Source organism: Thalassobius vesicularis (assembly GCF_004799325.1).
GTDB lineage: Bacteria > Pseudomonadota > Alphaproteobacteria > Rhodobacterales > Rhodobacteraceae > Thalassobius > Thalassobius vesicularis.
In genome coordinates, this window is the sequence record NZ_SSMD01000006.1 from 36,760 (window position 1) to 57,084 (window position 20,325).

At 66.3% G+C, this 20,325-nt stretch carries 24 protein-coding genes and 1 tRNA gene; 13 read left to right on the plus strand and 12 right to left on the minus strand.

What is annotated here, in order from left to right:
- Positions 1 to 27: 27 nt before the first annotated feature.
- A complete protein-coding gene (locus E7681_RS12915; RefSeq protein WP_136339722.1) occupies positions 28 to 1,173 on the minus strand; it encodes a putative manganese transporter in 1,146 nt (381 codons plus the stop codon).
- Positions 1,174 to 1,285: 112 nt separating this feature from the next.
- Here E7681_RS12915 and E7681_RS12920 point away from each other — a divergent pair, with 112 nt between their 5' ends.
- The 3 genes from E7681_RS12920 to E7681_RS12930 are packed head-to-tail and all read left to right on the plus strand — an operon-like array spanning position 1,286 to position 3,547.
- Positions 1,286 to 1,714 carry a PaaI family thioesterase gene (locus E7681_RS12920; RefSeq protein ID WP_246032479.1) on the plus strand — a complete coding sequence of 143 codons (429 nt, stop codon included), beginning with the start codon at positions 1,286 to 1,288 and terminating at the stop codon, positions 1,712 to 1,714.
- Positions 1,711 to 2,223: a PaaI family thioesterase gene (locus tag E7681_RS12925; protein ID WP_136339723.1), complete on the plus strand. Its 513-nt coding sequence runs from the start codon at positions 1,711 to 1,713 to the stop codon at positions 2,221 to 2,223. Before E7681_RS12920 ends, E7681_RS12925 begins: the two co-directional genes overlap by 4 nt.
- Positions 2,216 to 3,547 (plus strand): MATE family efflux transporter, encoded by a 1,332-nt coding sequence (locus E7681_RS12930; RefSeq protein WP_136339724.1) that lies wholly within the window; start codon positions 2,216 to 2,218, stop codon positions 3,545 to 3,547. The genes E7681_RS12925 and E7681_RS12930 overlap by 8 nt, the downstream gene beginning before the upstream one ends.
- 31 nt (positions 3,548 to 3,578) lie before the next feature.
- On the opposite strand, the gene arsC is transcribed toward E7681_RS12930, so the two are convergent.
- The 3 genes from arsC to E7681_RS12945 are packed head-to-tail and all read right to left on the minus strand — an operon-like array spanning position 3,579 to position 5,304.
- Positions 3,579 to 3,914 (minus strand): arsenate reductase (glutaredoxin), encoded by a 336-nt coding sequence (arsC, locus tag E7681_RS12935; protein ID WP_136339725.1) that lies wholly within the window; start codon positions 3,912 to 3,914, stop codon positions 3,579 to 3,581.
- Entirely contained in the window at positions 3,911 to 4,969 is a 1,059-nt protein-coding gene (locus E7681_RS12940) for a quinone-dependent dihydroorotate dehydrogenase (protein ID WP_136339726.1), read from the minus strand. The genes arsC and E7681_RS12940 overlap by 4 nt, the downstream gene beginning before the upstream one ends.
- Positions 4,966 to 5,304, minus strand: a complete 339-nt coding sequence (locus E7681_RS12945; protein WP_136339727.1) for a DUF952 domain-containing protein — start codon at positions 5,302 to 5,304, stop codon at positions 4,966 to 4,968. Before E7681_RS12945 ends, E7681_RS12940 begins: the two co-directional genes overlap by 4 nt.
- Before the next feature lie 108 nt (positions 5,305 to 5,412).
- On the opposite strand from E7681_RS12945, the gene E7681_RS12950 reads away from it, so the two are divergent.
- Positions 5,413 to 6,987, plus strand: a complete 1,575-nt coding sequence (locus E7681_RS12950; RefSeq protein ID WP_136339728.1) for a bifunctional metallophosphatase/5'-nucleotidase — start codon at positions 5,413 to 5,415, stop codon at positions 6,985 to 6,987.
- Positions 6,988 to 7,074: 87 nt separating this feature from the next.
- On the opposite strand, the gene E7681_RS12955 is transcribed toward E7681_RS12950, so the two are convergent.
- Positions 7,075 to 7,617, minus strand: coding sequence for a cysteine hydrolase family protein (locus E7681_RS12955; protein WP_246032480.1), 543 nt, complete (start codon positions 7,615 to 7,617; stop codon positions 7,075 to 7,077).
- Between the two features lie 78 nt (positions 7,618 to 7,695).
- On the opposite strand from E7681_RS12955, the gene E7681_RS12960 reads away from it, so the two are divergent.
- The 6 genes from E7681_RS12960 (at position 7,696) to E7681_RS12985 (ending at position 11,706) form a co-directional block, all read left to right on the plus strand.
- A complete protein-coding gene (locus tag E7681_RS12960; RefSeq protein WP_136339730.1) occupies positions 7,696 to 8,604 on the plus strand; it encodes a GlxA family transcriptional regulator in 909 nt (302 codons plus the stop codon).
- A gap of 29 nt (positions 8,605 to 8,633) precedes the next feature.
- Entirely contained in the window at positions 8,634 to 8,942 is a 309-nt protein-coding gene (locus E7681_RS12965; protein ID WP_136339731.1) for a DnaJ family domain-containing protein, read from the plus strand.
- A 3-nt stretch (positions 8,943 to 8,945) separates the two neighbouring features.
- A complete protein-coding gene (locus E7681_RS12970) occupies positions 8,946 to 9,605 on the plus strand; it encodes an SOS response-associated peptidase (RefSeq protein WP_136339732.1) in 660 nt (219 codons plus the stop codon).
- A 170-nt stretch (positions 9,606 to 9,775) separates the two neighbouring features.
- Complete coding sequence (locus tag E7681_RS12975; RefSeq protein ID WP_136339733.1) at positions 9,776 to 10,534, plus strand: energy-coupling factor ABC transporter ATP-binding protein; 759 nt, start codon at positions 9,776 to 9,778, stop codon at positions 10,532 to 10,534.
- Positions 10,515 to 11,114 carry an energy-coupling factor transporter transmembrane component T family protein gene (locus E7681_RS12980; RefSeq protein ID WP_136339734.1) on the plus strand — a complete coding sequence of 200 codons (600 nt, stop codon included), beginning with the start codon at positions 10,515 to 10,517 and terminating at the stop codon, positions 11,112 to 11,114. The genes E7681_RS12975 and E7681_RS12980 overlap by 20 nt, the downstream gene beginning before the upstream one ends.
- 52 nt (positions 11,115 to 11,166) lie before the next feature.
- Positions 11,167 to 11,706 carry a biotin transporter BioY gene (locus E7681_RS12985; RefSeq protein ID WP_136339735.1) on the plus strand — a complete coding sequence of 180 codons (540 nt, stop codon included), beginning with the start codon at positions 11,167 to 11,169 and terminating at the stop codon, positions 11,704 to 11,706.
- Between the two features lie 103 nt (positions 11,707 to 11,809).
- Here E7681_RS12985 and E7681_RS12990 read toward each other — a convergent pair whose 3' ends face one another.
- Positions 11,810 to 14,146, minus strand: a complete 2,337-nt coding sequence (locus E7681_RS12990) for a Tex family protein (protein ID WP_136339736.1) — start codon at positions 14,144 to 14,146, stop codon at positions 11,810 to 11,812.
- A gap of 67 nt (positions 14,147 to 14,213) precedes the next feature.
- Entirely contained in the window at positions 14,214 to 14,474 is a 261-nt protein-coding gene (locus E7681_RS12995) for a hypothetical protein (protein ID WP_136339737.1), read from the minus strand.
- Between the two features lie 151 nt (positions 14,475 to 14,625).
- On the opposite strand from E7681_RS12995, the gene fabI reads away from it, so the two are divergent.
- Both fabI and E7681_RS13005 read left to right on the plus strand, forming a co-directional pair.
- Entirely contained in the window at positions 14,626 to 15,390 is a 765-nt protein-coding gene (fabI, locus tag E7681_RS13000) for an enoyl-ACP reductase FabI (protein ID WP_136339738.1), read from the plus strand.
- Between the two features lie 53 nt (positions 15,391 to 15,443).
- Positions 15,444 to 15,517, plus strand: a tRNA-Gly gene (locus tag E7681_RS13005).
- Between the two features lie 2 nt (positions 15,518 to 15,519).
- Here E7681_RS13005 and E7681_RS13010 read toward each other — a convergent pair.
- Both E7681_RS13010 and E7681_RS13015 read right to left on the minus strand, forming a co-directional pair.
- Entirely contained in the window at positions 15,520 to 16,155 is a 636-nt protein-coding gene (locus tag E7681_RS13010) for a LysE family transporter (RefSeq protein WP_136339739.1), read from the minus strand.
- Positions 16,155 to 16,610 carry an Lrp/AsnC family transcriptional regulator gene (locus tag E7681_RS13015; RefSeq protein WP_136339945.1) on the minus strand — a complete coding sequence of 152 codons (456 nt, stop codon included), beginning with the start codon at positions 16,608 to 16,610 and terminating at the stop codon, positions 16,155 to 16,157. The genes E7681_RS13010 and E7681_RS13015 overlap by 1 nt, the downstream gene beginning before the upstream one ends.
- 170 nt (positions 16,611 to 16,780) lie before the next feature.
- On the opposite strand from E7681_RS13015, the gene E7681_RS13020 reads away from it, so the two are divergent.
- On the plus strand, positions 16,781 to 17,542 hold the full coding sequence (locus E7681_RS13020) for an ion channel (protein ID WP_136339740.1): 762 nt from the start codon (positions 16,781 to 16,783) through the stop codon (positions 17,540 to 17,542).
- 10 nt (positions 17,543 to 17,552) lie between these two features.
- Here the strand turns inward: E7681_RS13020 and E7681_RS13025 are convergent, their stop codons facing one another.
- Genes E7681_RS13025 through E7681_RS13035 form a run of 3 tightly spaced genes read right to left on the minus strand, consistent with a single transcriptional unit; the run spans position 17,553 to position 20,179 of the window.
- A complete protein-coding gene (locus tag E7681_RS13025) occupies positions 17,553 to 18,347 on the minus strand; it encodes an ABC transporter permease (RefSeq protein WP_136339741.1) in 795 nt (264 codons plus the stop codon).
- On the minus strand, positions 18,340 to 19,107 hold the full coding sequence (locus E7681_RS13030; protein ID WP_136339742.1) for an ABC transporter ATP-binding protein: 768 nt from the start codon (positions 19,105 to 19,107) through the stop codon (positions 18,340 to 18,342). The genes E7681_RS13025 and E7681_RS13030 overlap by 8 nt, the downstream gene beginning before the upstream one ends.
- Positions 19,108 to 19,165: 58 nt before the next feature.
- Complete coding sequence (locus E7681_RS13035) at positions 19,166 to 20,179, minus strand: ABC transporter substrate-binding protein (RefSeq protein ID WP_136339743.1); 1,014 nt, start codon at positions 20,177 to 20,179, stop codon at positions 19,166 to 19,168.
- Positions 20,180 to 20,325: the final 146 nt, after the last annotated feature.

Here is a 20,325-nt window from a genome sequence, read left to right on the forward strand (position 1 = left end):
TTACGTCAATGCTGCAGAGCAACATCGTCAGGGCGTCATGAAGCCCGGCGCCAGAAAGTAGAACCCGTAGGCGACGATAACAGCCGGCACCGCCGACACCACCGTCGCCAGCATCGCCGTCCGCGGGCTAAGCGCAATGGCGGGGAACAGGGCGTCTCCGTCGTTGGAAATCGCGTTCCCGATCAGCGCCGAGAAAGGCAGCGCGCCGTTCAGATACAGCGTCGTCACCAGAACCTGCGGCCCGCATCCCGGCACGAATCCGATCAGGATCCCGATCAGCGGCAGCAGGGGGGCAACGGTCTGGAACGCCGACTGCAGGTCCAGCCCCGCAAAGGTCACCATATAGTCGTACAGCAGGTAGGCCCCGATCACCCAGACCGAGATAAAGTTGGTCTCTTCGGCCATCCGGGTCACCGGCGCGTCCTGCGCGTTGGTCATCGCCTCCAGCGGCGAGGTCAGCCAGATCCACAGCCCGATCGCGGTGCCGCCCAGCCCGATCACGCTCAGCACTTCGGTCGGCGTGTTGTCGTACAGCGGCGACTGGATCAGTTGCAGAACGCCCAGCACGAACCCCGGAACCACGGCAGCCAGAAAGGCCAGATCACGGCCCCGCAACGCTCCGATCCGGGTCGGCATCGCGCAACCGCCGCCATAGGCCGTGGGCGGCAGAATGCGCAGCGCATCCACGATCCACCCCGAGGCGATTCCCACCGCAAAGGACAACGGCAGCACCACGGCCGCCGCTTCGGGACGGGTTGCGATCAAAAGGAACGCAGCGTCACCCATCGTGGCCGTCAGAGTCGCCACGACCGCGCCAAACCCGACATTGCCCGAGGCATAGGCCGCCACCACGACGACCGCCCCGCCGCAGCCGGGGGTCGCCCCCAACGCGGCCGCAATCGGCACCTGTGCCCATTTCGCGCCGTTCAGAACGCTCCCGATATCAAAGCGAAACAGCCGCTCGGCCCCGTAAAACAACAGCAGGGTGGCCGCAACGAACACCGAAACCTGGAAATAGGCGTCCAGCATCAGCTCGCGCGTCAGACCGCCCAATTCACCCGGTGCCAGCGCCAGGACCAGCAGCAGCAGCGCATAGGGCAGCCTGCGCGCACGGAACGGGCCCAGGAAACCGGGCTGAAAACTGGCAGGGGCGTGGGTGTCGAGTTGTGTCATGACACGGATACTTATGAGAATGGTTCGCAATTGCAAGAACAAACCCTTGCGCTCCTACCCTGTTGGGCGGAATAGATAGGGAAATGCACAGGTTTCAGGCGCGGAGGCAGATTTGGCTGCAGACAAGACCACGATCGCGAAGCAATTCATCTCGGCGATTCCCCACGCAAAGGCGCTGGGGATGGAATTCACCAAGATCGAGAGTGGCGTGGCCGAGATGCGCATGCCCTATGACGAGCGGTTCGTCGGTGATCCCAAGACGGGCGTGATCCACGGCGGTGCTGTCTCGGCCCTGCTGGACACCACCTGCGGCGCGGCCGTGATGAGCCACCCCAAGGCCCCCGGTGGCACCGCCACCATCGACCTGCGGATCGACTACATGCGCGCCGCGACGCCGGGTCAGGCCCTGCGCACCCGCGCCCATTGCTACCGCATCACCAAGAACGTCGCCTTTGTCCGCGCCGAGGCACTGGATGACGATGACGAGGTGCCCGTCGCCACCGCCGCCGGCGCCTTCACCGTCGAGGGGTTGACGCAATGAGCCCCAGCAAGCGCCCCGAACCCGTCCAGATCGTCAAGCAGCGCCGCGATGCGGCCCTGAACGCGCTGGTCCACGGCGTCCCCTACATCAAGTTCCTCGGGATCGAGTTCGACCGCCGCGGAGACGAGCTGACCGCAGTCTTGCCGTTCTCGGAAAAGCTGATCGGCAACCCGTTCCTGCCCGCGATCCACGGTGGCGTGACCGCCGCGTTCCTCGAGGTGACGGCGATCATCGGCCTCAGCTGGGCCTACCTGTGGGACGACATCGAAAGCGGCAAATTCGATGCCGAGCGTCTGGTCTCGGGCGATTTGCCCCTGCTGCCCAAGACCATCGACTTCACCGTTGATTACCTGCGCTCGGGCCTGCCGCGTGACGCCTATGCGCGCGCGCAGATCAACCGCTCGGGCCGTCGCTACGCCAGCGTCCATGTCGAGGCATGGCAGGACAACCGCCACCGCGCGTTTGCACAAGGCACAGGCCATTTCCTGATGCCGCAATCAAATGGCTGAGGCCGGTCTGGCCAATCAGATCACGCATCGCAGGGTTCTGAAAATCGCCCTGCCGATCGTTTTGTCCAACGCCACGGTCCCGATCCTCGGGGCCGTCGATACCGGCGTGGTTGGCCAGCTGGGTCAAGCCGCCCCCATCGGCGCGGTTGGCGTCGGTGCGGTCGTGCTGACCGGGATCTACTGGATCTTCGGCTTTCTGCGCATGGGCACCACCGGCCTGACCTCGCAGGCGGTCGGAGCTGGCCAGAGCGGAGAGGTCGCGGCCCTGCTGACCCGCGCCCTGCTGATCGCCGCCGCCGCTGGGCTGGGCATCATCGCCCTGCAACTGCCGATCTTCTGGGCCGCGTTCCAGCTGTCCCCCGCCTCGGCCGAGGTCGAGGGGCTGGCCCGCGACTACATGCAAATCCGCATCTTCAGCGCCCCCGCCGCCATCGCCATGTACGGCGTCACCGGCTGGCTGATCGCGCAAGAGCGTACCCGCGCCGTGCTGGCCATCCAGCTGTGGACCAACGGCGTGAACATCCTGCTGGACCTGTGGTTCGTGCTGGGGCTGGGTTGGGGCGTTCAGGGCGTGGCGATGGCCACCTTCTGCGCCGAATGGACGGGTCTGGCGCTGGCCCTGTGGTTCTGCCGCGCCGCCTTTGCCGTTCCCGCCTGGCGCGACTGGCCCCGCGTGTTCGACCGGGCCAAGCTGACGCATATGATGTCGGTGAACACGGACATCCTGCTGCGCTCCTTGCTGCTGCAGGCGATCTTCATGTCCTTCCTGCTGATGGGCGCAAAATTCGGCGACGACGTTCTCGCCGCCAACCAGGTCCTGCTGCAATTCCTCTACATCACCGCCTACGCGCTGGACGGCTTCGCCTTCGGGGCCGAGGCGCTGGTCGGTCAGGCGCTGGGTGCCCGCAACCGCGCGGCCCTGCGGCGCGGGGCTGCCCTGTCCAGCATGTGGGGGGCAGGGGTGTCGCTGGGTCTGGGGCTGATCTTTGCGCTGGCGGGCGGGCAAATCATCGACCTGATGACCACCGCCGAGGGCGTCCGCGCCGACGCCCGTGTCTTTCTGATCTACATGGTGCTGGCACCGCTGGCGGGTTCGGCCAGTTGGATGTTGGACGGCATCTTTATCGGCGCAACCCGCGCGCGCGACATGCGCAACATGATGGCCGTCAGCTTCGTGATCTACCTCGTGTCGCTGGCCGCCCTTGTGCCGGTCTTCGGCAATCACGGCCTGTGGATCGCGCTGCTGATCTCGTTCGTCGCACGGGGGCTGACGCTGTTCGTCCGCTACCCCGCGCTCGAGGCCGAGGCCGATCGCCCCGCGTGACCGAACCCGCCCATCAGGGCGGGCGCGTGGCTCACAAGATCTCCAGCACCGCCTCGGGCGGACGTCCCAAAGCGGCCTTGCCATTGGCAAAGACCACGGGGCGCTCGATCAGACGCGGATGGGTGGCCATCGCGGCCAGAAGCGCGTCCTCGGGGCTGTCCTTGCTCAGGCCCAGCTCCTTGAACTCGGCCTCCTTGGTGCGCACCATCTGGATCACCGGCAGCCCCAGCGCCGCCTGTGCCGCGCGCAGCTCCTCGACCGAGGGCGCGTCCTCCAGATACAGCCGCACCGTCACGTCGCGCCCCTCCAGCAGGGCCAGCGTCTGACGCGATTTCGAGCAGCGCGGGTTGTGCCAGATCGTAATCACAGCCAGTCCTCCCGTCCGGTGCCGACCGCATCGGCGACATTGGCAAAGCCGTCACGCGCCAGCAGCTTGTCCAGCCCGCGCGCGATCTCGGCCCCCAGTCCCAGCCCCTGATACACCAGCGCGGTGTACAGCTGCACGGCCGATGCCCCGGCGCGGATCTTGGCATAGGCATCCTCGGCCGAGGAAATCCCGCCCACGCCGATGATCGGCAGCTTGCCTTCGGTCAGGGCCGACAGGCGCGCCAGAACGCGGGTCGATTTCTCGAACAGCGGCGCGCCGGACAGACCGCCCGTTTCGCCCTTGTGCGCGTTGATCAGCCCGTCGCGCGACAGCGTGGTGTTGGTCGCGATCACCGCGTCGATGCCCGAGGTCAGCGCGACCTCGGCCACGTCTTCCAGCTCGGCCGGCGACAGATCGGGCGCGATCTTCAGGAACACCGGGATCGGCCGCTGCAACGCGCCGCGCGCCGTGATCACCCCGGCCAGCAAGGCCGAAAGCGCCTCTTTGCCCTGCAGGTCCCGCAGCTTCTCGGTGTTGGGCGAGGACACGTTCACCGTCGCGAAATCCAGGTAGGGCCCGCAATGGGTCAGCACCTTGGCAAAATCGGCGGCGCGGTCGTCGCTGTCCTTGTTGGCCCCCAGGTTCAGCCCCAGCACCATGTCGCGCGGACGCTGCGCCAGACGAGCGCCGATCGCCTCCATCCCTTCGTTGTTGAAGCCGAAGCGGTTGATCGCGGCGCGGTCCTCGCTCAGGCGGAACAGGCGCGGGCGCGGGTTGCCGGGCTGCGGGCGGGGCGTTGCGGCCCCCACCTCGATGAACCCGAACCCCGCGCGCGACAGTGGGGCCAGCACCTGCGCGTTCTTGTCGAACCCCGCGGCCAGACCCACCGGGTTGGCCATAGTTAGCCCCGCCACCGTGGTGCGCAGCCGGTCCGACGTCACCAGCCCCGCCAGCGGGGCCGCGCCGATCTGCAGCGCCTTGATCGCCAGGCCATGCGCCGTCTCGGGGTCAACCTTATGCAGAGCCAGAAGGCCCAGTTTCTCCAGCGGGGTCATGCGATGCCTTTCGGGAATTGGTGGGTGCCGCCAACCAGAGGCAGCGGTTCATGCCAGGCGATATCGTCCATTCGCAGCGGGCGGTAAAGATGGGGAAACAACGCACCCCCGCGCGACGGTTCCCATTTCAGATCTTCGCCCAGGGTGTCCGCCTCCAGCGCCAGCAGCACCAGCCCGTCCTCGCCCGCGAAATGCTTGGCGGCGGTTTCGGCGGCCTGCGCGGCGGTCGAGAAATGCACGAACCCGTCCGCGATATCGACGGGGGCGCCTTGCGTGACGCCATCGGCCTGCAGCGCAGACCACTCTTCGGACCGGAAAATCTTGTATATCAGCATGGGCCCTCTGATGCCGCGCTGCTGCCGTGCGGTCAAGCCAGAAGGATTTTGACAGGTTCGGGATTCGGGTGCAGGCTGATCCGATAACAACCCAACAGGAGAGTTCCCATGTTTGTCCGTTTTCTGGGCGGGCTCAGCGTATTGGCCCTTGGGGCCGGTATGGCGCAAGCCGAGTATTCCCTGACTATTCTACATACCAACGATTTCCACGCCCGGTTCGAGCCGATCAGCAAATACGATTCCGGCTGCTCGGACGCCGACAATGCCGAAGGCAAATGCTTTGGCGGCACCGCGCGTCTGGTGACGGCCATTGCCGACGCCCGTGCGCGCTCGAACAACGCGGTGTTGTTCGACGGCGGCGACCAGTTCCAGGGCACGCTGTTCTACACCTACTACAAGGGCAAGATGGCGGCCGAGTTCATGAACAAGCTGGGCTATGACGCGATGACCGTGGGCAACCACGAATTCGACGACGGCCCCGAGGTGCTGCGCGGCTTCATGGATGCGGTCGGTTTCCCGGTGCTGATGTCGAACGCCGATGTCTCGGGCGAACCGACGCTGGCGGGCAAGCTGGCCAAATCCACGGTGATCGAGCGCGGCGGAGAGAAACTGGGCCTGATCGGCCTGACCCCGCAGGACACCGATGAGCTGGCCAGCCCCGGCCCCAACATCATCTTCACCGACCCGGTCGGCGCCGTGCAGCAAGAGGTCGACGCCCTGACCGCGCAAGGCGTGACCAAGATCATCGTGCTGTCTCACTCGGGCTATACCGTGGACAAACGCGTCGCGGCGGAAACCACCGGCGTGGATGTGATCGTGGGCGGGCATTCCAACACCTACCTGTCCAACACCTCGGACCGCGCCGAAGGGCCCTATCCCACGATGGTAGGCAACACGGCCATCGTCTCGGCCTACGCCTACGGCAAGTTCCTGGGAGAGCTGAACGTCACCTTCGACGACGCGGGCAACGTGGTGACGGCCACGGGCGAGCCGCTGATCATGGACGCCGCCGTGTCCGAGGACGCCCCCACCAAAGAGCGCATCGCCGAGCTGGCCAAACCGCTGGACGAAATCCGCAACAAGGTCGTGGCCGAAACCGCCCAGCCGATTGACGGCGCCAAGGGCAGCTGCCGCGCAGGCGAATGCGCGATGGGCAACCTTGTTGCCGACGCCATGCTGGACCGCGTGGCCGATCAGGGCATCCAGATCGCGCTGCAAAACGGCGGCGGTCTGCGGGCCTCGATCGACGCGGGGCCGGTGACGATGGGCGAAGTGCTGACCGTGCTGCCGTTCCAGAACACGCTGTCGACCTTCCAGGCCAAGGGCTCGACCGTGCTGGCCGCGCTGGAAAACGGCCTGTCGCAGATCGAGGAAGGCGCAGGCCGCTTCCCGCAGGTCGCCGGTCTGAAATTCACCTACGACCCCACCGCCGCCGCTGGCAGCCGCGTCGTCTCGGTCAAGGTGATGATGAACGGCGAATGGGCCGATCTGGACCCCGAGCACGTCTACGGCGTCGTGACCAACAACTACGTCCGCAATGGTGGGGATGGCTACAAGGTACTGTCGACCGAAGGCATGAACGCCTACGATTTCGGCCCCGACCTGGCCGACGTGACGGCCGAGTATCTGGCCGCCAAGGGCCCCTACACGCCCTATCTGGATGGCCGGATCGTCGCGAAGTGATCATGGGTCCGCGCCTCTGTCAGGGGCGCGGACCAAATTTCTTTCAAAGAAATTTGTCCGGAAAATTTCGAATTTTCCGGCGCCGCCTCAACCGTTCAGCACCTGATCCGTCGTTACGACCTTGGCATAGCTCATGGCCAGCGGCGACATGAACGCCGCATGCACCATCTCGGCCGGGACCGTGACCCCGCCGAACTGCGCCTCTTTCGCGCCGCAGGCATCCTCGGCCACTATGGTCTCATAGCCCATATCGACTGCCGCCCGCGTGGTCGCGTCGATGCACATCTGGCTTTGCGCGCCGCACAGGATCACCCGCTCGACCCCCGCGCCCTGCAGGATGTTCTGCAAATCGGTGCCCTGAAAGCTGTTCGGCCGGTGTTTCAGCACCACCGCCTCTCCGGCGCTCGGGGCGACGCTGGTGTGGATCTCCGCCCCCTCGGTCCCCGGCCGAAAGAATGGCGAGGTGGGCCGCCCCTCGTGCCGGATATGGACCACCAGTTGCCCTGTCTCGCGCGCATGTTTCAGCAGCCGCGCCGCGTTCTCGGCCGCTTGCGCCATCTTGGCGACGGGCCACGCGCCCCCCTCGAAATAGTCGTTCTGAATGTCCACCAGGATCAAAGCCGTCGTCATCATGCGTCCTTTCCGTTGCTTTGACTGCAAGATGCCACGCCTTGACCGGCCACAGAATTGGCTAATACTGCAATCACTATGCAAGATTCGCCAAACCCCCTGTCCGTCGCCCTTGTCGCCACCCCCGGCGTGCAAGAGGCCGCCTTGCTGGGCCTGACCGACCTCTTTGCCGTGGCCAACCGCTTTGCCCCCGGCCGGATCGTTGCCACCCGGGTCGACCAACCCGTCCCCCACCGTTTCGACGTCGTGCTGTTCCTGCCCAGTCTTGGCGGCTCTCGTGGCGCGCCGGATCATCCGCTGGCGCTTTGGGCGCGGGATCAGCACCGGCAGGGCGCGCGGCTTTGCTCTGTCTGTGCGGGCGCGTTCTGGCTGGGCGCGGCGGGCGTGCTGGACCGTCGTCCCGTCACCACCCATTGGGCGCTGGAGGATGAGTTCCGCGCCGCCTTTCCCGCCGCCCGGCTGGAGCCTGAGCAGATCCTGATCGACGACCACGACATCGTCACAGCCGGCGGTCTGATGGCGTGGATCGACCTTGGCCTGTTCCTTGTGGGGCAGGCGGGCGGCCCCGCGCTGGTGTCCCAAGTCGCGCGTCACCTGCTGGTCGACCCCTCGGGGCGCGAGCAGCGCAATTACCGCACCTTCCGCCCCAATCGCGGGCATGGGGACGCCGCCATTCTGGCGGTTCAGACCTGGCTGGAAACCCACCATCCCCAGCCTGTCCTGGCCGAGGATATGGCCGCCGTCGCCGCCCTCAGCGGCCGCAGCTTTCTGCGCCGGTTCCGCGCCGCGACGGGGCTGACCCCCTCGGCCTACCTGCAAAACCTGCGGATCGAGAAGGCCCGCGGCCTGCTGGAGCGCACCCCCACACCCGTGGCCGAAATCGGCTGGGCGGTTGGCTACGCGGATGCCGCCGCCTTTGCGCGGGTGTTTCGCCAGATCACCGGGGTGACGGCGGGCGATTACCGTCGCCGCTTCGCCATTGCCTGACCCGGCCCCGCCCCGCTATCCTGCGCAGCATGGATCACCCGCTCATCGACCTCATCAACCAGAAGATCGCGCAGGCCGAGGCAGACGGCGCCTTTGACAACCTGTCCGGTGCGGGCAAACCGCTACCGCCCTGCGATGACCCGGAAAACGCCCTGTTCAACCGGCTGATCCGTGAAAACGGCGCGGTGCCTGAATTCGTCAACCTGTCGCGCGAACTGGCCCGCCTGCGAGAGGAGCTGCGCGATTGCGCCGACCGCACGCGCCGCCGCGACCTGATGCAAGAGATGTCGCTGATGGAGACGCGGATCGCTCTGGCCAAGCAGGACTTTGGGCGCTGAGCCATGTGCGGGCGGTTCGCGGTCACCCTGCCGAATGATGCGATGGCCCAGCTGTTCGGGGCCAGCCCGGCGAATGCTCTGCCCGCCGTGCCAAATTACAACGTCTGCCCGACGACGCAGGTGCATGTGGTCGCCACAGACTCGGACATCCGCAGGCTGGGCGCGATGCGCTGGGGCTTTCTGCCGTCGTGGTACAAATCGCCCACCGATGGCCCGCTGCTGATCAACGCCCGCGCCGAAACCATCGCCGAGAAACCCGCCTTCCGCGAGGCTTGCCGTCGCCGCCGCTGCATCCTGCCCATCTCGGGGTTTTATGAATGGAGCAAGGACGACGCGGGCAACCGTCTGCCCTGGTACATCACCCGCACCGATGGCGCGCCGATGGCCTTGGCCGGGGTCTGGCTGATGTGGGGCGCGGACCCGTTTCCCACCTGCGCCGTCGTCACCACCGGCGCCAGCGCGGATATCGAGCATGTCCATCACCGCATGCCCGTGATTCTGGAGCCCGACACCTGGGCCAAATGGCTGGGCGAAGAGGGGCACGGCGCCGCCCCGTTGATGCGCGCCGCCCCGGTTGGCACCCTGCAGACGCACCGGGTCAGCACCGCCGTCAACTCCAACCGCGCCTCGGGCCCCGAGCTGATCGTGCCGTTCGACGAGTGATCGGAACGCCGTTCCGGTGCCGTCGCGGCAGGCTGGAATAAAAATCCCTGAACATGATAATGGTCAGTATGCGTACCGTATTAATACGGTATGAACTTTGCAAAATGGCCTTGCAAACTCTTGCTTACCCCGTGGGTTTCGCTGTACGCATCCGCAAAACCGGAGGCACAATGCAGACGCAGCAATTCCAGATCGCACAGGAAATCGGGGCCAAATTGCCTCCGGTCGAACTGCGCGACGTCTGCTATGCCCGCGAAACCACACAGGTTTTTCAGGGCCTCTCGCTCAGCCTGTCGCAGCGGCGCGTGGGAATCGTCGGGCGCAACGGCTCGGGCAAGTCGCAACTGGCCCGACTCATCGCCGGTTTGGCCGCGCCCGACGCGGGGCAGGTCACCGTGGACGGCGTCACCGTCGCCACCGACCGCAAGGCCGCCATCCGCACCGTTGGCATCCTGTTCCAGAACCCCGACCACCAGATCATCTTTCCCACCGTGGGCGAGGAGCTGACCTTCGGCCTCACCGCCACTGGCACGCCCAAGGCGCAGGCGCGCGAGCAGGCCCACGCGATGCTGGCCCGCTTTGGTCGCCCGGACTGGTTCGACCGCTCGGTGCATGGCCTCTCCGGTGGTCAGCGGCATCTGGTCTGCCTGATGGCCGTGTTGATGATGGCGCCCCGCGTGATCGTGCTGGACGAACCCTTTGCCGGGCTCGACATGGCCACCACCCTGCGCCTCAGCCGTCACCTGTCCGCGCTGGACCAGACCCTGATCCACATCAGCCACGACCTGTCCGCGCTGTCCGGCTATGACCGCGTGATCTGGCTGGAACAGGGCGCGGTCCACATGGATGGCGCCCCTGCGGATGTCCTGCCCGCCTACGAAACCCAGATGCGCGCGTGGGGAGGGTCCGATGATTTCGCTGACCTCTGAGCGCCGCACCCCCTATCACTCCTGGCCCGCGGGCCCCAAACTGCTGGGCCTGTCGGCCTTCACGCTGGCGATTTTCTACATGAACGGCATCGCGCTCAGCGCCGCCGTGATGGGGGCGGTGATCGCCGCCTATCTGGTCGGCGGTCTGGCCTTCGCCCGCGAGGGGCTGCGCTTTCTGCGCCCCGTCCTGGTCTTCGTCGCCATCATCCTGGTCTGGCACCTGGCCGTGGGCCGCGTGGCCGAGGGCGTGGTCATCGTCCTGCGCCTGCTGGCCGCCATCGCCGCCGCCAACCTGGTGACCCTCACCACCCGGATGGAGGACATGCTGGACGTCATCCAACGCACCTTGGCAAAGATCGGCGTGCCCCCGGCGACCCGCCGCAGGTTCGCTTTGTCCGTCGCGCTGGTCGTACGTTTTACGCCCGTTTTGGTACAAAAGGGCGGCCTTCTGGTCGAGGCCTGGCGTGCCCGCACTGTCAAACGCCCCGGCTGGCGGCTGGTGCTGCCCTTTGCCCTGCTGGCCATCGACGACGCTGAACAGACCGCCGAGGCGCTAAAAGCGCGCGGCGGGGTGATGTGATTACCGGGCCGTTTGCCCGCCCCCTCCTCAGGACGCAACGAAAGGACCCCAAATGGAACGCAACCTGACCCTGATCGCCCTCTTTGCCGCACTGATCGCGGCCCTGGGCCTTGTCCCCAAACTGACGCTGATGTCGGGTGTGCCGATCTCGGCGCAATCGCTGGGCATCATGTTGTGCGGCACCGTGCTGGGCGCCAAGCGCGGCGCGCTGGCCGTGCTGCTGTTCCTGGCGCTGGTGGCGCTGGGTCTGCCCCTGCTGGCCGGTGGCCGTGGCGGCATCGGCGTGTTCTCGGGCGTGACCATGGGCTACCTGATCGGCTTCCCGGTTGCGGCTTTCGTCACCGGCCTGCTGGCTCAGACCTGGCGTGATCGTGGCGGGTTCGTTTTCCCGGCCGTCGCGGCCCTGATCGGCGGCGTGATCGTGCTGAACGTGCTGGGCATCATCGGCATGTCGATCAAGCTGGACAAGACGTTGCTGGAGGCCTCGCTGCTGGCGACGCCGTTCGTGCCGGGCGATATCCTGAAATGCGTGCTGGCCGGCCTGATCACCCAAGGTCTGCTGAAAGCGCGCCCCGGTCTGGCGCAGGCCTGATCGGACAGGGGGAAGGGGGCGCTGCCCCCGTCGCGCATGGCGCGACTCCCCCGGGATATTTGGAAAAAGAAGAAGGGCAGGGGGTGTCTCCTGCCCTTTTTCGTTATTTCTTTTTCATGGCGTCCAGCAGGGCCGCGCCGAAGCCGCCGACGTCCGATCCGCGGGTGGGGGCGGGTTTGCCGCCCTTGGGGCCTTTCGGCGTGTGGCGCGGGGCGGTGTTGCGCGAGGGGGCGGTGCGGTCAGGGCGCGGCTCGGCCGGGCCGGTGTCTTTTTTCATCGACAGGCCGATGCGTTTGCGGGGCACGTCCACCTCGGTCACGCGGACCTTGACGACATCGCCGGCCTTGACGACCTCGTGCGGGTCTTTGACGAAGCGATCGGCGATCTGGCTGATATGGACCAGCCCGTCCTGGTGCACGCCGATATCCACGAAGGCGCCGAAGGCCGCGACGTTGGTTACCGTGCCTTCCAGCAGCATGCCAGGGCGCAGGTCGGTGATCTCGTTCACGCCATCGGTGAAGGTGGCGGTCTTGAATTCGGGGCGAGGGTCGCGGCCGGGTTTTTCCAGTTCCGACAGGATGTCGCGCACCGTGGGCAGGCCGAAGCGGTCATCGACGAAATCCGACGCGTCCAGCCGTTTCAGCGGGGCGGGGTCGGCCATCAGCGTGCGCAGGTCGCGCCCGCAGGCGGCGACGATCTTGCGCGCGACGTCATAGGCCTCGGGGTGGACCGAGGAGCCATCGAGCGGTTCCTTGCCATCCCGGATACGCAGGAAGCCCGCGCATTGCTCGAACGCCTTGGGGCCCAGTCGGGCGACTTTCAGCAGGTCCTTGCGGGATTTGAACGCGCCGTTGATGTCGCGATGGGCGACGATGGCGTCCGACAGGCCCGGTCCGATCCCGGCGACCCGCGCCAGCAGCGGGGCCGAGGCGGTGTTCAGATCGACGCCCACGGCGTTCACCGCGTCCTCGACCACGCCGTCCAGCGATTTGCCAAGGCGGCGCTGGTCGACGTCGTGCTGGTACTGGCCGACGCCGATGGATTTCGGCTCGATCTTCACCAGTTCGGCCAGCGGGTCTTGCAGGCGGCGGGCGATCGACACGGCCCCGCGCAAGCTGACGTCCAGCCCCGGGAATTCCTGTGCCGCCAGTTCCGAGGCCGAGTAGACCGACGCGCCTGCCTCGGACACCACCACCTTGGTCGGTTTCTTGGCCGAGCGCATCAGGCCCAAGAGATCGCCCACCAGCTTTTCCGTCTCGCGCGAGGCGGTGCCATTGCCGATGGCGATCAGGTCCACCTTGTGGCGGGCGATCATCTCGGCCAGCGTGGCCTGAGCGCCGCGCACGTCATTCTTGGGCTGGAACGGGTAGACCGTGGCGGTTTCCAGCAGCTTGCCGGTGGCGTCCACGACGGCGCATTTCACCCCCGTGCGGATGCCCGGATCAAGGCCCAGCGTGGCCTTGGCCCCCGCAGGGGCGGCCAGCAGCAAGTCCTTCAGATTGCGGGCAAAAACGTGGATCGCGTCCTCTTCGGCGCGGCGGCGCAGTTCGGTCAGCAGGTCGATGGACAGCGAGATATGCAGCTTCACCCGCCACACGAAACCGGCCACCTTGCGCAGCCACTGATCGCCCTTGCCGTCGCTGCTGGCTTGCAGCTGTGCGGCGACCATCTGTTCGGCCCGGTTCTGGCCCGGCGCGGCATCCGCGTCGACGACGATGTCGATCTGCAGGAAGCCTTCGTTGCGGCCGCGGAACATCGCCAGCGCACGGTGCGAAGGCACTGTGGCCCAGTTTTCCGACTGTGCGAAATAGTCCGAGAACTTGGCGCCCGCCGCCTCTTGTCCCTCGATCACTTTCGAGGTCACGACCGCCTCGCGCATCAGGAAATCACGCAGGCGGCCCAGCAGGTTGGCGTCTTCGGACAGGTTCTCGCCGATGATGTCGCGCGCGCCGTCCAGCGCCGCTTTCACGTCCGGCACGGCCTCGGTGATATAGCCCGCCGCCAGCGCCTCGGGGTCGGCGGACCGGTCCGCCAGGATTCCCGTCACCAGCGGTTCCAGACCGTTTTCGCGGGCGATCATCGCGCGGGTGCGGCGCTTGGGTTTGTAGGGCAGATAGATGTCTTCCAGCGCTGATTTCGTCTCGGCCCCGGCAATCGCGCGGGCCAGATCGTCGGTCATTTTGCCCTGCTCGGTGATCGAGGACAGGATCGCCGCCCGCCGGTCGTTCAGTTCGCGCAGGTATCCCAGCCGGTCAGCCAGCGTGCGCAGTTGGGTGTCGTCCAGCCCGCCCGTCACTTCCTTACGGTAGCGCGCCACGAAGGGCACCGTCGCGCCGCCGTCCAGCAGGGTGATCGCGGCCTGCACCTGTTCGGGGCGGGCGCTGATTTCGGTGGCGATCAGGGTCGGAATACGGCGCTCGGCCGCGGCGTCGATGGACATGGGGGACTCCCTTGGGCACTGTTCGGACAGCCTGTCTACCGCCCCCGGCCCGCGCCGCCAAGCGCAATCAGCGCAGCGCGCGCGACAGCAGGTTCACCCCGCCCAGCACCACGACCAGCGCCAGGATGATCCACTCGGCCCGGGTTTTGCGCTTCTTGGGGGTGGGGGTCTCGTTGACGATCTTTTCTATGCGCAATTCCTGCCCCGGCAGACGCTCTTTCAGTGCCGCGATGGCCGCCTGCTGGGTGGGCGCGTCGATGCGTTCGCGCTGCGGGGTTTCCGGCGCGTCGCTGGACAGGTTGCGGAATCGGATCACGTATTCGGCCATATCCGCGCCGTATCACAGCCCGGCGCGCGCGCCAATGCGCCCGTTTCGCAGGCAGTGCCGCGCGCAATTTGCCGCGTCGCAGCAAATCGACTCGGCTCTGTCACATCGCCCGCCTAGACTGGGGCGAAAGATACCAAATCACAGGCCCAGCATGTTCTCCCTCTCTGGTAAGAAAGCCCTGATCGTCGGCATCGCCAATTCCCATTCCATCGCCTATGGCATCGCCCAGGCCCTGCGCGAACAGGGGGCCGAGCTGGCGGTGACCTACCTCAACGAAAAGGCCCGCCCTTTTGTCGAACCCCTTGCGCAAGAGCTGGAGGCCGACATCTTCGCCCCGCTCGACGTGACCGACACGGCCCAGATCGACACGCTGTTCGACCAGATCGAGGAGCTGTGGGGCCGCCTCGACATCCTGATCCACGCCGTCGCCTTCTGCCCGATGGAGGATCTGCACGGCCGCGTCACCGATTGCTCTCGTCAGGGGTTCCGCATGGCGATGGATATCTCGGTCGGCAGCTTCCTCCACCTGACCCGTGAGGCCGAGCCGCTGATGGCCGACGGCGGCGCCTGCATGACCATCAGCTATTTCGGTGCCGAAAAGGTGGTCGAGAATTACAACGTCATGGGCCCGGTCAAGGCCGCGCTGGAATCCGTCACCAAGTACATGGCCGCCGAGCTGGGCCCCAAGGGCATCCGCGTTAACGCCCTGTCGCCCGGGCCGCTGATGACCCGCGCCGCCAGCGGTATCGCGCATTTCGACCAACTGCTGGACATGGCGGCCGAGCGCGCGCCGACCCATCAACTGGCCACCATCGCGGACGTGGGGGCCTACGCGGCCTTTCTGGCCTCGGACAGTGCGAAAAACGTGACCGGCGGGGTGCACTATATCGACGGCGGCTATCATATCGTGGGCTAGGGGAAACCGTCTTGACCTTGTCTTGCGGTTCGCCTATCCCGTGATCCTGCTGAGCGGGCGTTGTGTAATGGTAAGACCTTAGCCTTCCAAGCTAATGACGCGGGTTCGATTCCCGCCGCCCGCTCCAGCCTATCCCCAGACAGTTCCATCCAGCACCGGCCCCACCGTCAGGGACAGGCCCCAGATTGCCAGCACCGCGCCCGCGATCAGGTCCAGCCAGCGCAGCGCGCCGTCGTTCATCCGGGTCCGCGCCCACAGCGCCAGATGCACCAAGATCAGCCACCACAGGGCCGAGCCGAAAAATACCCCCGCCACCAGCGCATAGGCCGCGTGCGCCTGACTGGCCGCAGCGCCCCCCAGTGCCGCGATCATGCCGGTAAAGGCCAGAATCGTCGCCGGGTTCGACAGCGTCAGCAGGTAGGTCGCGCCGAACGCCCCCATCAATCCGCGCGCCGGGGCCTCGGCCGCGCGGGCCTGACGCCGGGCAAAGAATCCCTTCAGTGTCATCAGGCCCAGCCACAGGATCAGCAGCCCGCCGAACACCTGCATCTGCGGCGCATAGAGCAGCAGCACCCCGGTGGCCGAGAACCCCACCGCCACCAGCAGCCCATAGGTGCCATCCGCCGCCGCAGCCCCCAGCCCGGTCGCCAGCCCCGCGCCGCGCCCCTGCATGATGCTGCGCCGGATGCACAACAGCCCGATCGGCCCGACCGGAGCGGCAATGGCCAGCCCGATGCCCAGCCCTTTGACAAACACCTCCAGCATCAGCGGTCCGCCCCCACGGCGATGGCCGCGGTTTCCTTGGCCGTGTCCAGCGTGATGATCGACTCGGTTCGCAGCACGGCAGGCAGGGGTTTCACCACCCGCGTCAGGAACGCCTGCAGCGCCCGCGTATCCGCCACCCGCAGCTTCATCAGGTAGGAATGTGGCCCGCTGATATGGTGCAGCTCCTGCACCTCGGGGTGGCTCACCAGTTCCGCGACCGCCTCGGCCTCTCCGTCAAAGCTCAGGTCCAGCAGCATGAACGCGCACAGCCCCAACCCAAAGCTCTGCGGGTCCAGACGCGCCTGCCAGCCCGCAATTGCCCCCTGTGCCACCAACCGGCGCACCCGGTCATTCGCGGCAGACAGCGACAGGCCCACGGCCTCGGCCAGTTCAGCGGACGAGGTGCGCCCGGCCTCTTGCAGGATGGAGCAAATTTTGCGGTCGATGTCGTCCATGATGGGAATCATTTCTGCTGGAATTATGATAGGCCGCAAATATTCCTGAATATTCACGATTCGACAAGCAAAATGACGGCGCGCGCATCCATCCCCCGCTCAACCGCCACCTTTCCCAGCCCCGCACGCTTTGCTAAGCCATTCTGCAAGGCATTTTGCGGGGGCTTCCCATGTATCAGCGCATCAAGAACCTGTACGAAGGCGACAGCGAGGCGGCGCACCGCTTCCGCTATGCGCTGCTGGTGTTCGACGTCACCACGATCCTGTTCGTGATCGCCACGTCCTTCTTTCCGCATGGCCTGTCGGTCGAGGTAATCGACTTCGTCTTCGGCATTTTCATTCTGGCCGATTTCGTGGCGCGGATCGCGATTGCCAACCACCCCCTGCGCCTGTTCACGCGCCTGTCCACATGGGCGGACGTGGTCGCTGTCTGCTCGTTCCTGGCCCCGATCGTGGGCGAGGGGCTGGGCTTCCTGCGTATCCTGCGGACCCTGCGCCTGCTGCACACCTATCAGCTGATGAACCGGCTCAAGCAGGATTTCGTGTTCTTCCGCCGCCATCAGGACGTGGTGATCGCAGCCATCAACCTGTGTGTGTTCCTGTTCGTGATGACGGGCCTGATCTATGCGCTGCAACACGGGCTGAACCCGCAGATCAACAACTACGCCGACGCGCTGTATTTCACCGTCACCACGCTGACCACCACGGGCTTCGGGGATATCACGCTGACCGGCACCTCAGGCCGGATGCTGTCCGTCGCGGTGATGATCTTTGGCGTCACCCTGTTCCTGCGTCTGGCGCAGGTGATGTTCCGCCCCGCCAAGGTCCGCGCGCCCTGCGCCCATTGCGGGCTGAGCCTGCACGACCCCGACGCCGTTCACTGCAAACACTGCGGCGCCGTCGTCCATATCGAGACCGAGGGCGAGTACTGATCGCCCCGGATCACACCCGCCAGGCCAGCACGCGCCGCTCGACCCAGCCGATCACGCCCGAGGTCAGCACCCCCAGCCCCGACAGGATCACCACGCCCGCGAACAGCCGTTCAAGGTCATAGAGCGATCCTGCCTCCAGGATGTACGCGCCGATGCCGTATTGCGCGCCCAGCATCTCGGCGGCGACCAGCAGGATGATCCCGATCGCGATGCTGACCCGCAGCCCAGACAGGATCCCCGGCAAGGCCCCCGGCAGCACGATCTTGCGCACGATGCTGGCCCATGACAGGCCAAAGCTCTGGCCCATGCGGATCAGCGTGCGGTCCACGTTGTCCACCGCGCCATAGGTCGCCACGACCGTGGGGGTAAAGGTTCCCAGCGCGATCAGGGCGTATTTGCTGCCCTCGTCGATGCCGAACCAGATCACGAACAGCGGCAGCAGGGCGATCTTGGGGATCGGGAACAGCGCGGCCACCAGCGGCACCATGCCCGCCCGCACCAGGCTGAACAGCCCGATCATCACCCCCGCCGCGACCCCCGCGCTGATCCCCAGCGCTGATCCCACCGCCAACCGGCTAAGCGACGGCAACATGTGTTTCCACAATAGCCCGGTTTCGATCAGGTTGCGGAACGTCTCCAGCACGGCCGAGGGGCGCGGCAGCGTCAGGTTGGAAATCCAGCCCGTCCGCGTGCCCCATTCGATCAGTGCGATCAGCACCACGAACACGGCCAGCCCGACCCCGCGCACCCGGCGGGGACGGAAACCGCCGCCCCGGAACGGGACATCCTTGGGGGTGTCAGACATGGCCCAGCTCCTTGTCGGCCGCTTCGGCCTCTTGCCGCATCAGGTGCCACAGCCGCGCTTGATGCGCCTCCAGTGCCGGATCGCCCGCGCGCCGTTCGCCCAGCGGCGTGTCGATGGTGACGACCTCTCGGATCGTGCCGGGACGGCGCGACAGCACGACGATGCGATGACCAAGGCGCACCGCCTCGGACAGGTTGTGCGTGACGTAGACGGCGGTGAAGGGCGCGCGCTCCCACAGGGTGACCAGATCGTCCATCAGCAGCTCGCGCGTCTGGGCGTCCAGCGCCGACAGAGGCTCGTCCAGCAGCATCACCGCCGGGTTCACCGCCAGCGCCCGCGCGATGGCGACGCGTTGTTTCATCCCGCCCGACAGCTGCTTGGGCAGGGCCTTGTGGAAATCCGACAGCTTGGTGCGCGCCAGAACGTCAGCGATGATCGCCTCGGCCCGCGCGCCCCGGATGCCGTGATCCTCGAGTACCAGAGAGATATTGCCCGCCACGTCCCGCCACGGCAGCAGCGCGAAATCCTGAAAGACATAGGTCAGCGGGTTCAGGCAGCCCTCGGGCACCGGCCCCGATTGCAGCACTTGGCCGGTATCCGGCCGCTCCAACCCGCCCAGAAACCGCAGCAGGGTGGATTTTCCGCAGCCCGATGGGCCAACGATACAGACGATCTGCCCCTCGGGAATGCCAAGGGTGATGTCAGACAGCACCGTCACATCGCCATAGGCGTGTGACACGGCTTCGAGTGTCAGCTCCATCGTGGGCCTATCATTATGCGGGGCTCGCCACCGTCAAACAGCGGCGAGCCGCCGGATATCACATCGTTTTCACGTAGGACGGATCGACCAGCATCTCCATCGAGACGGTGTCCTTCACCAGCCCTTCGGCCTTGAACCAGCTCAGCTGATCCTGAACCGAGCCCATGTTCAGCGCCGCCTCCGCGTTGATCCGCATCGCGCCGTTGACGATGCCGGGCTTGGCCTTGTCATAGGGCTTGTCGCTGTAGACATACTTGTGCACCAGCTGGATCATCGCTTCGGCTTCGTCCGCGCTGGTGGTCTTGTCGACCAGCGCCGCGTTGAAATCCGCCGCCCCTTTCGAGAACGCCGCCAGGAACGCCGCGGTCTTGTCCCGCTCGTTCGCCGCGTTCCCGGCCGAGGTGAACACCGTCGTCACCTGGTAATCCGGGATGTAATCGGCCAAGTCCCCGATGATGTGCACAGCCCCCGAACCCGCCAGCGGCTTGGCGATATGCGGCACGATCGACCACGCGTCGATCTGGCCCGACTTCAGCGCGCCGATCACCGCGCCGACCTTTTGCAGCGGCACGTATTCCAGGTTGATGCCCTCGGCCGCCGCGATCTTGGCGCCCATGTAGTGGAAGGAAGACCCCGCCTGCGTCATGCCGAACTTCTTGCCGTCCAGCGCCTTGGGGGTGGTGACACCCGCCTGATAGGCCGCGTCCGACACCAGGATCTTCTGGCCGTCGATGCCCTTTTCCTCGGACAGCGCGCCGCCGATGACCTTGGCCGCGCCCTTTTCGGCAAGGCTGATCAGCCCGCCGGAAATCGCCGTCACCGCATAATCCGCATCGCCCGAGGCGATCGCCACCGCCATCGGCTGTGCGGCCTGGAAGAACTTGAATTCGACGTCCAGCCCGGCCTCGGCGAAATATCCGCGCTCGTACGCGACAAAGCTGGCCGCGTGGCTGGTGAAGTTCAGCGCCCCAACAACCACCTTGGTGTTGGCCAGCGCCGGACGGCCCAGCATCGGCAGTGCTGCAGCACCGCCCATCAGTCCCAGCGCCCCGCGGCGTGTGATCCCTGTCATGTCGTGTCCTCCCCTCATGACGTGTCAGCGCACCCTGCGGCGCCCTTGCCGGGATTGTCACCGCAAAGCGTGCCGGGGATCAACCCGCCGCGCGTACAGTAGTCCTACGGTGTCCGGACCGTAACGCAGGGGCATTGCTGCGCCGC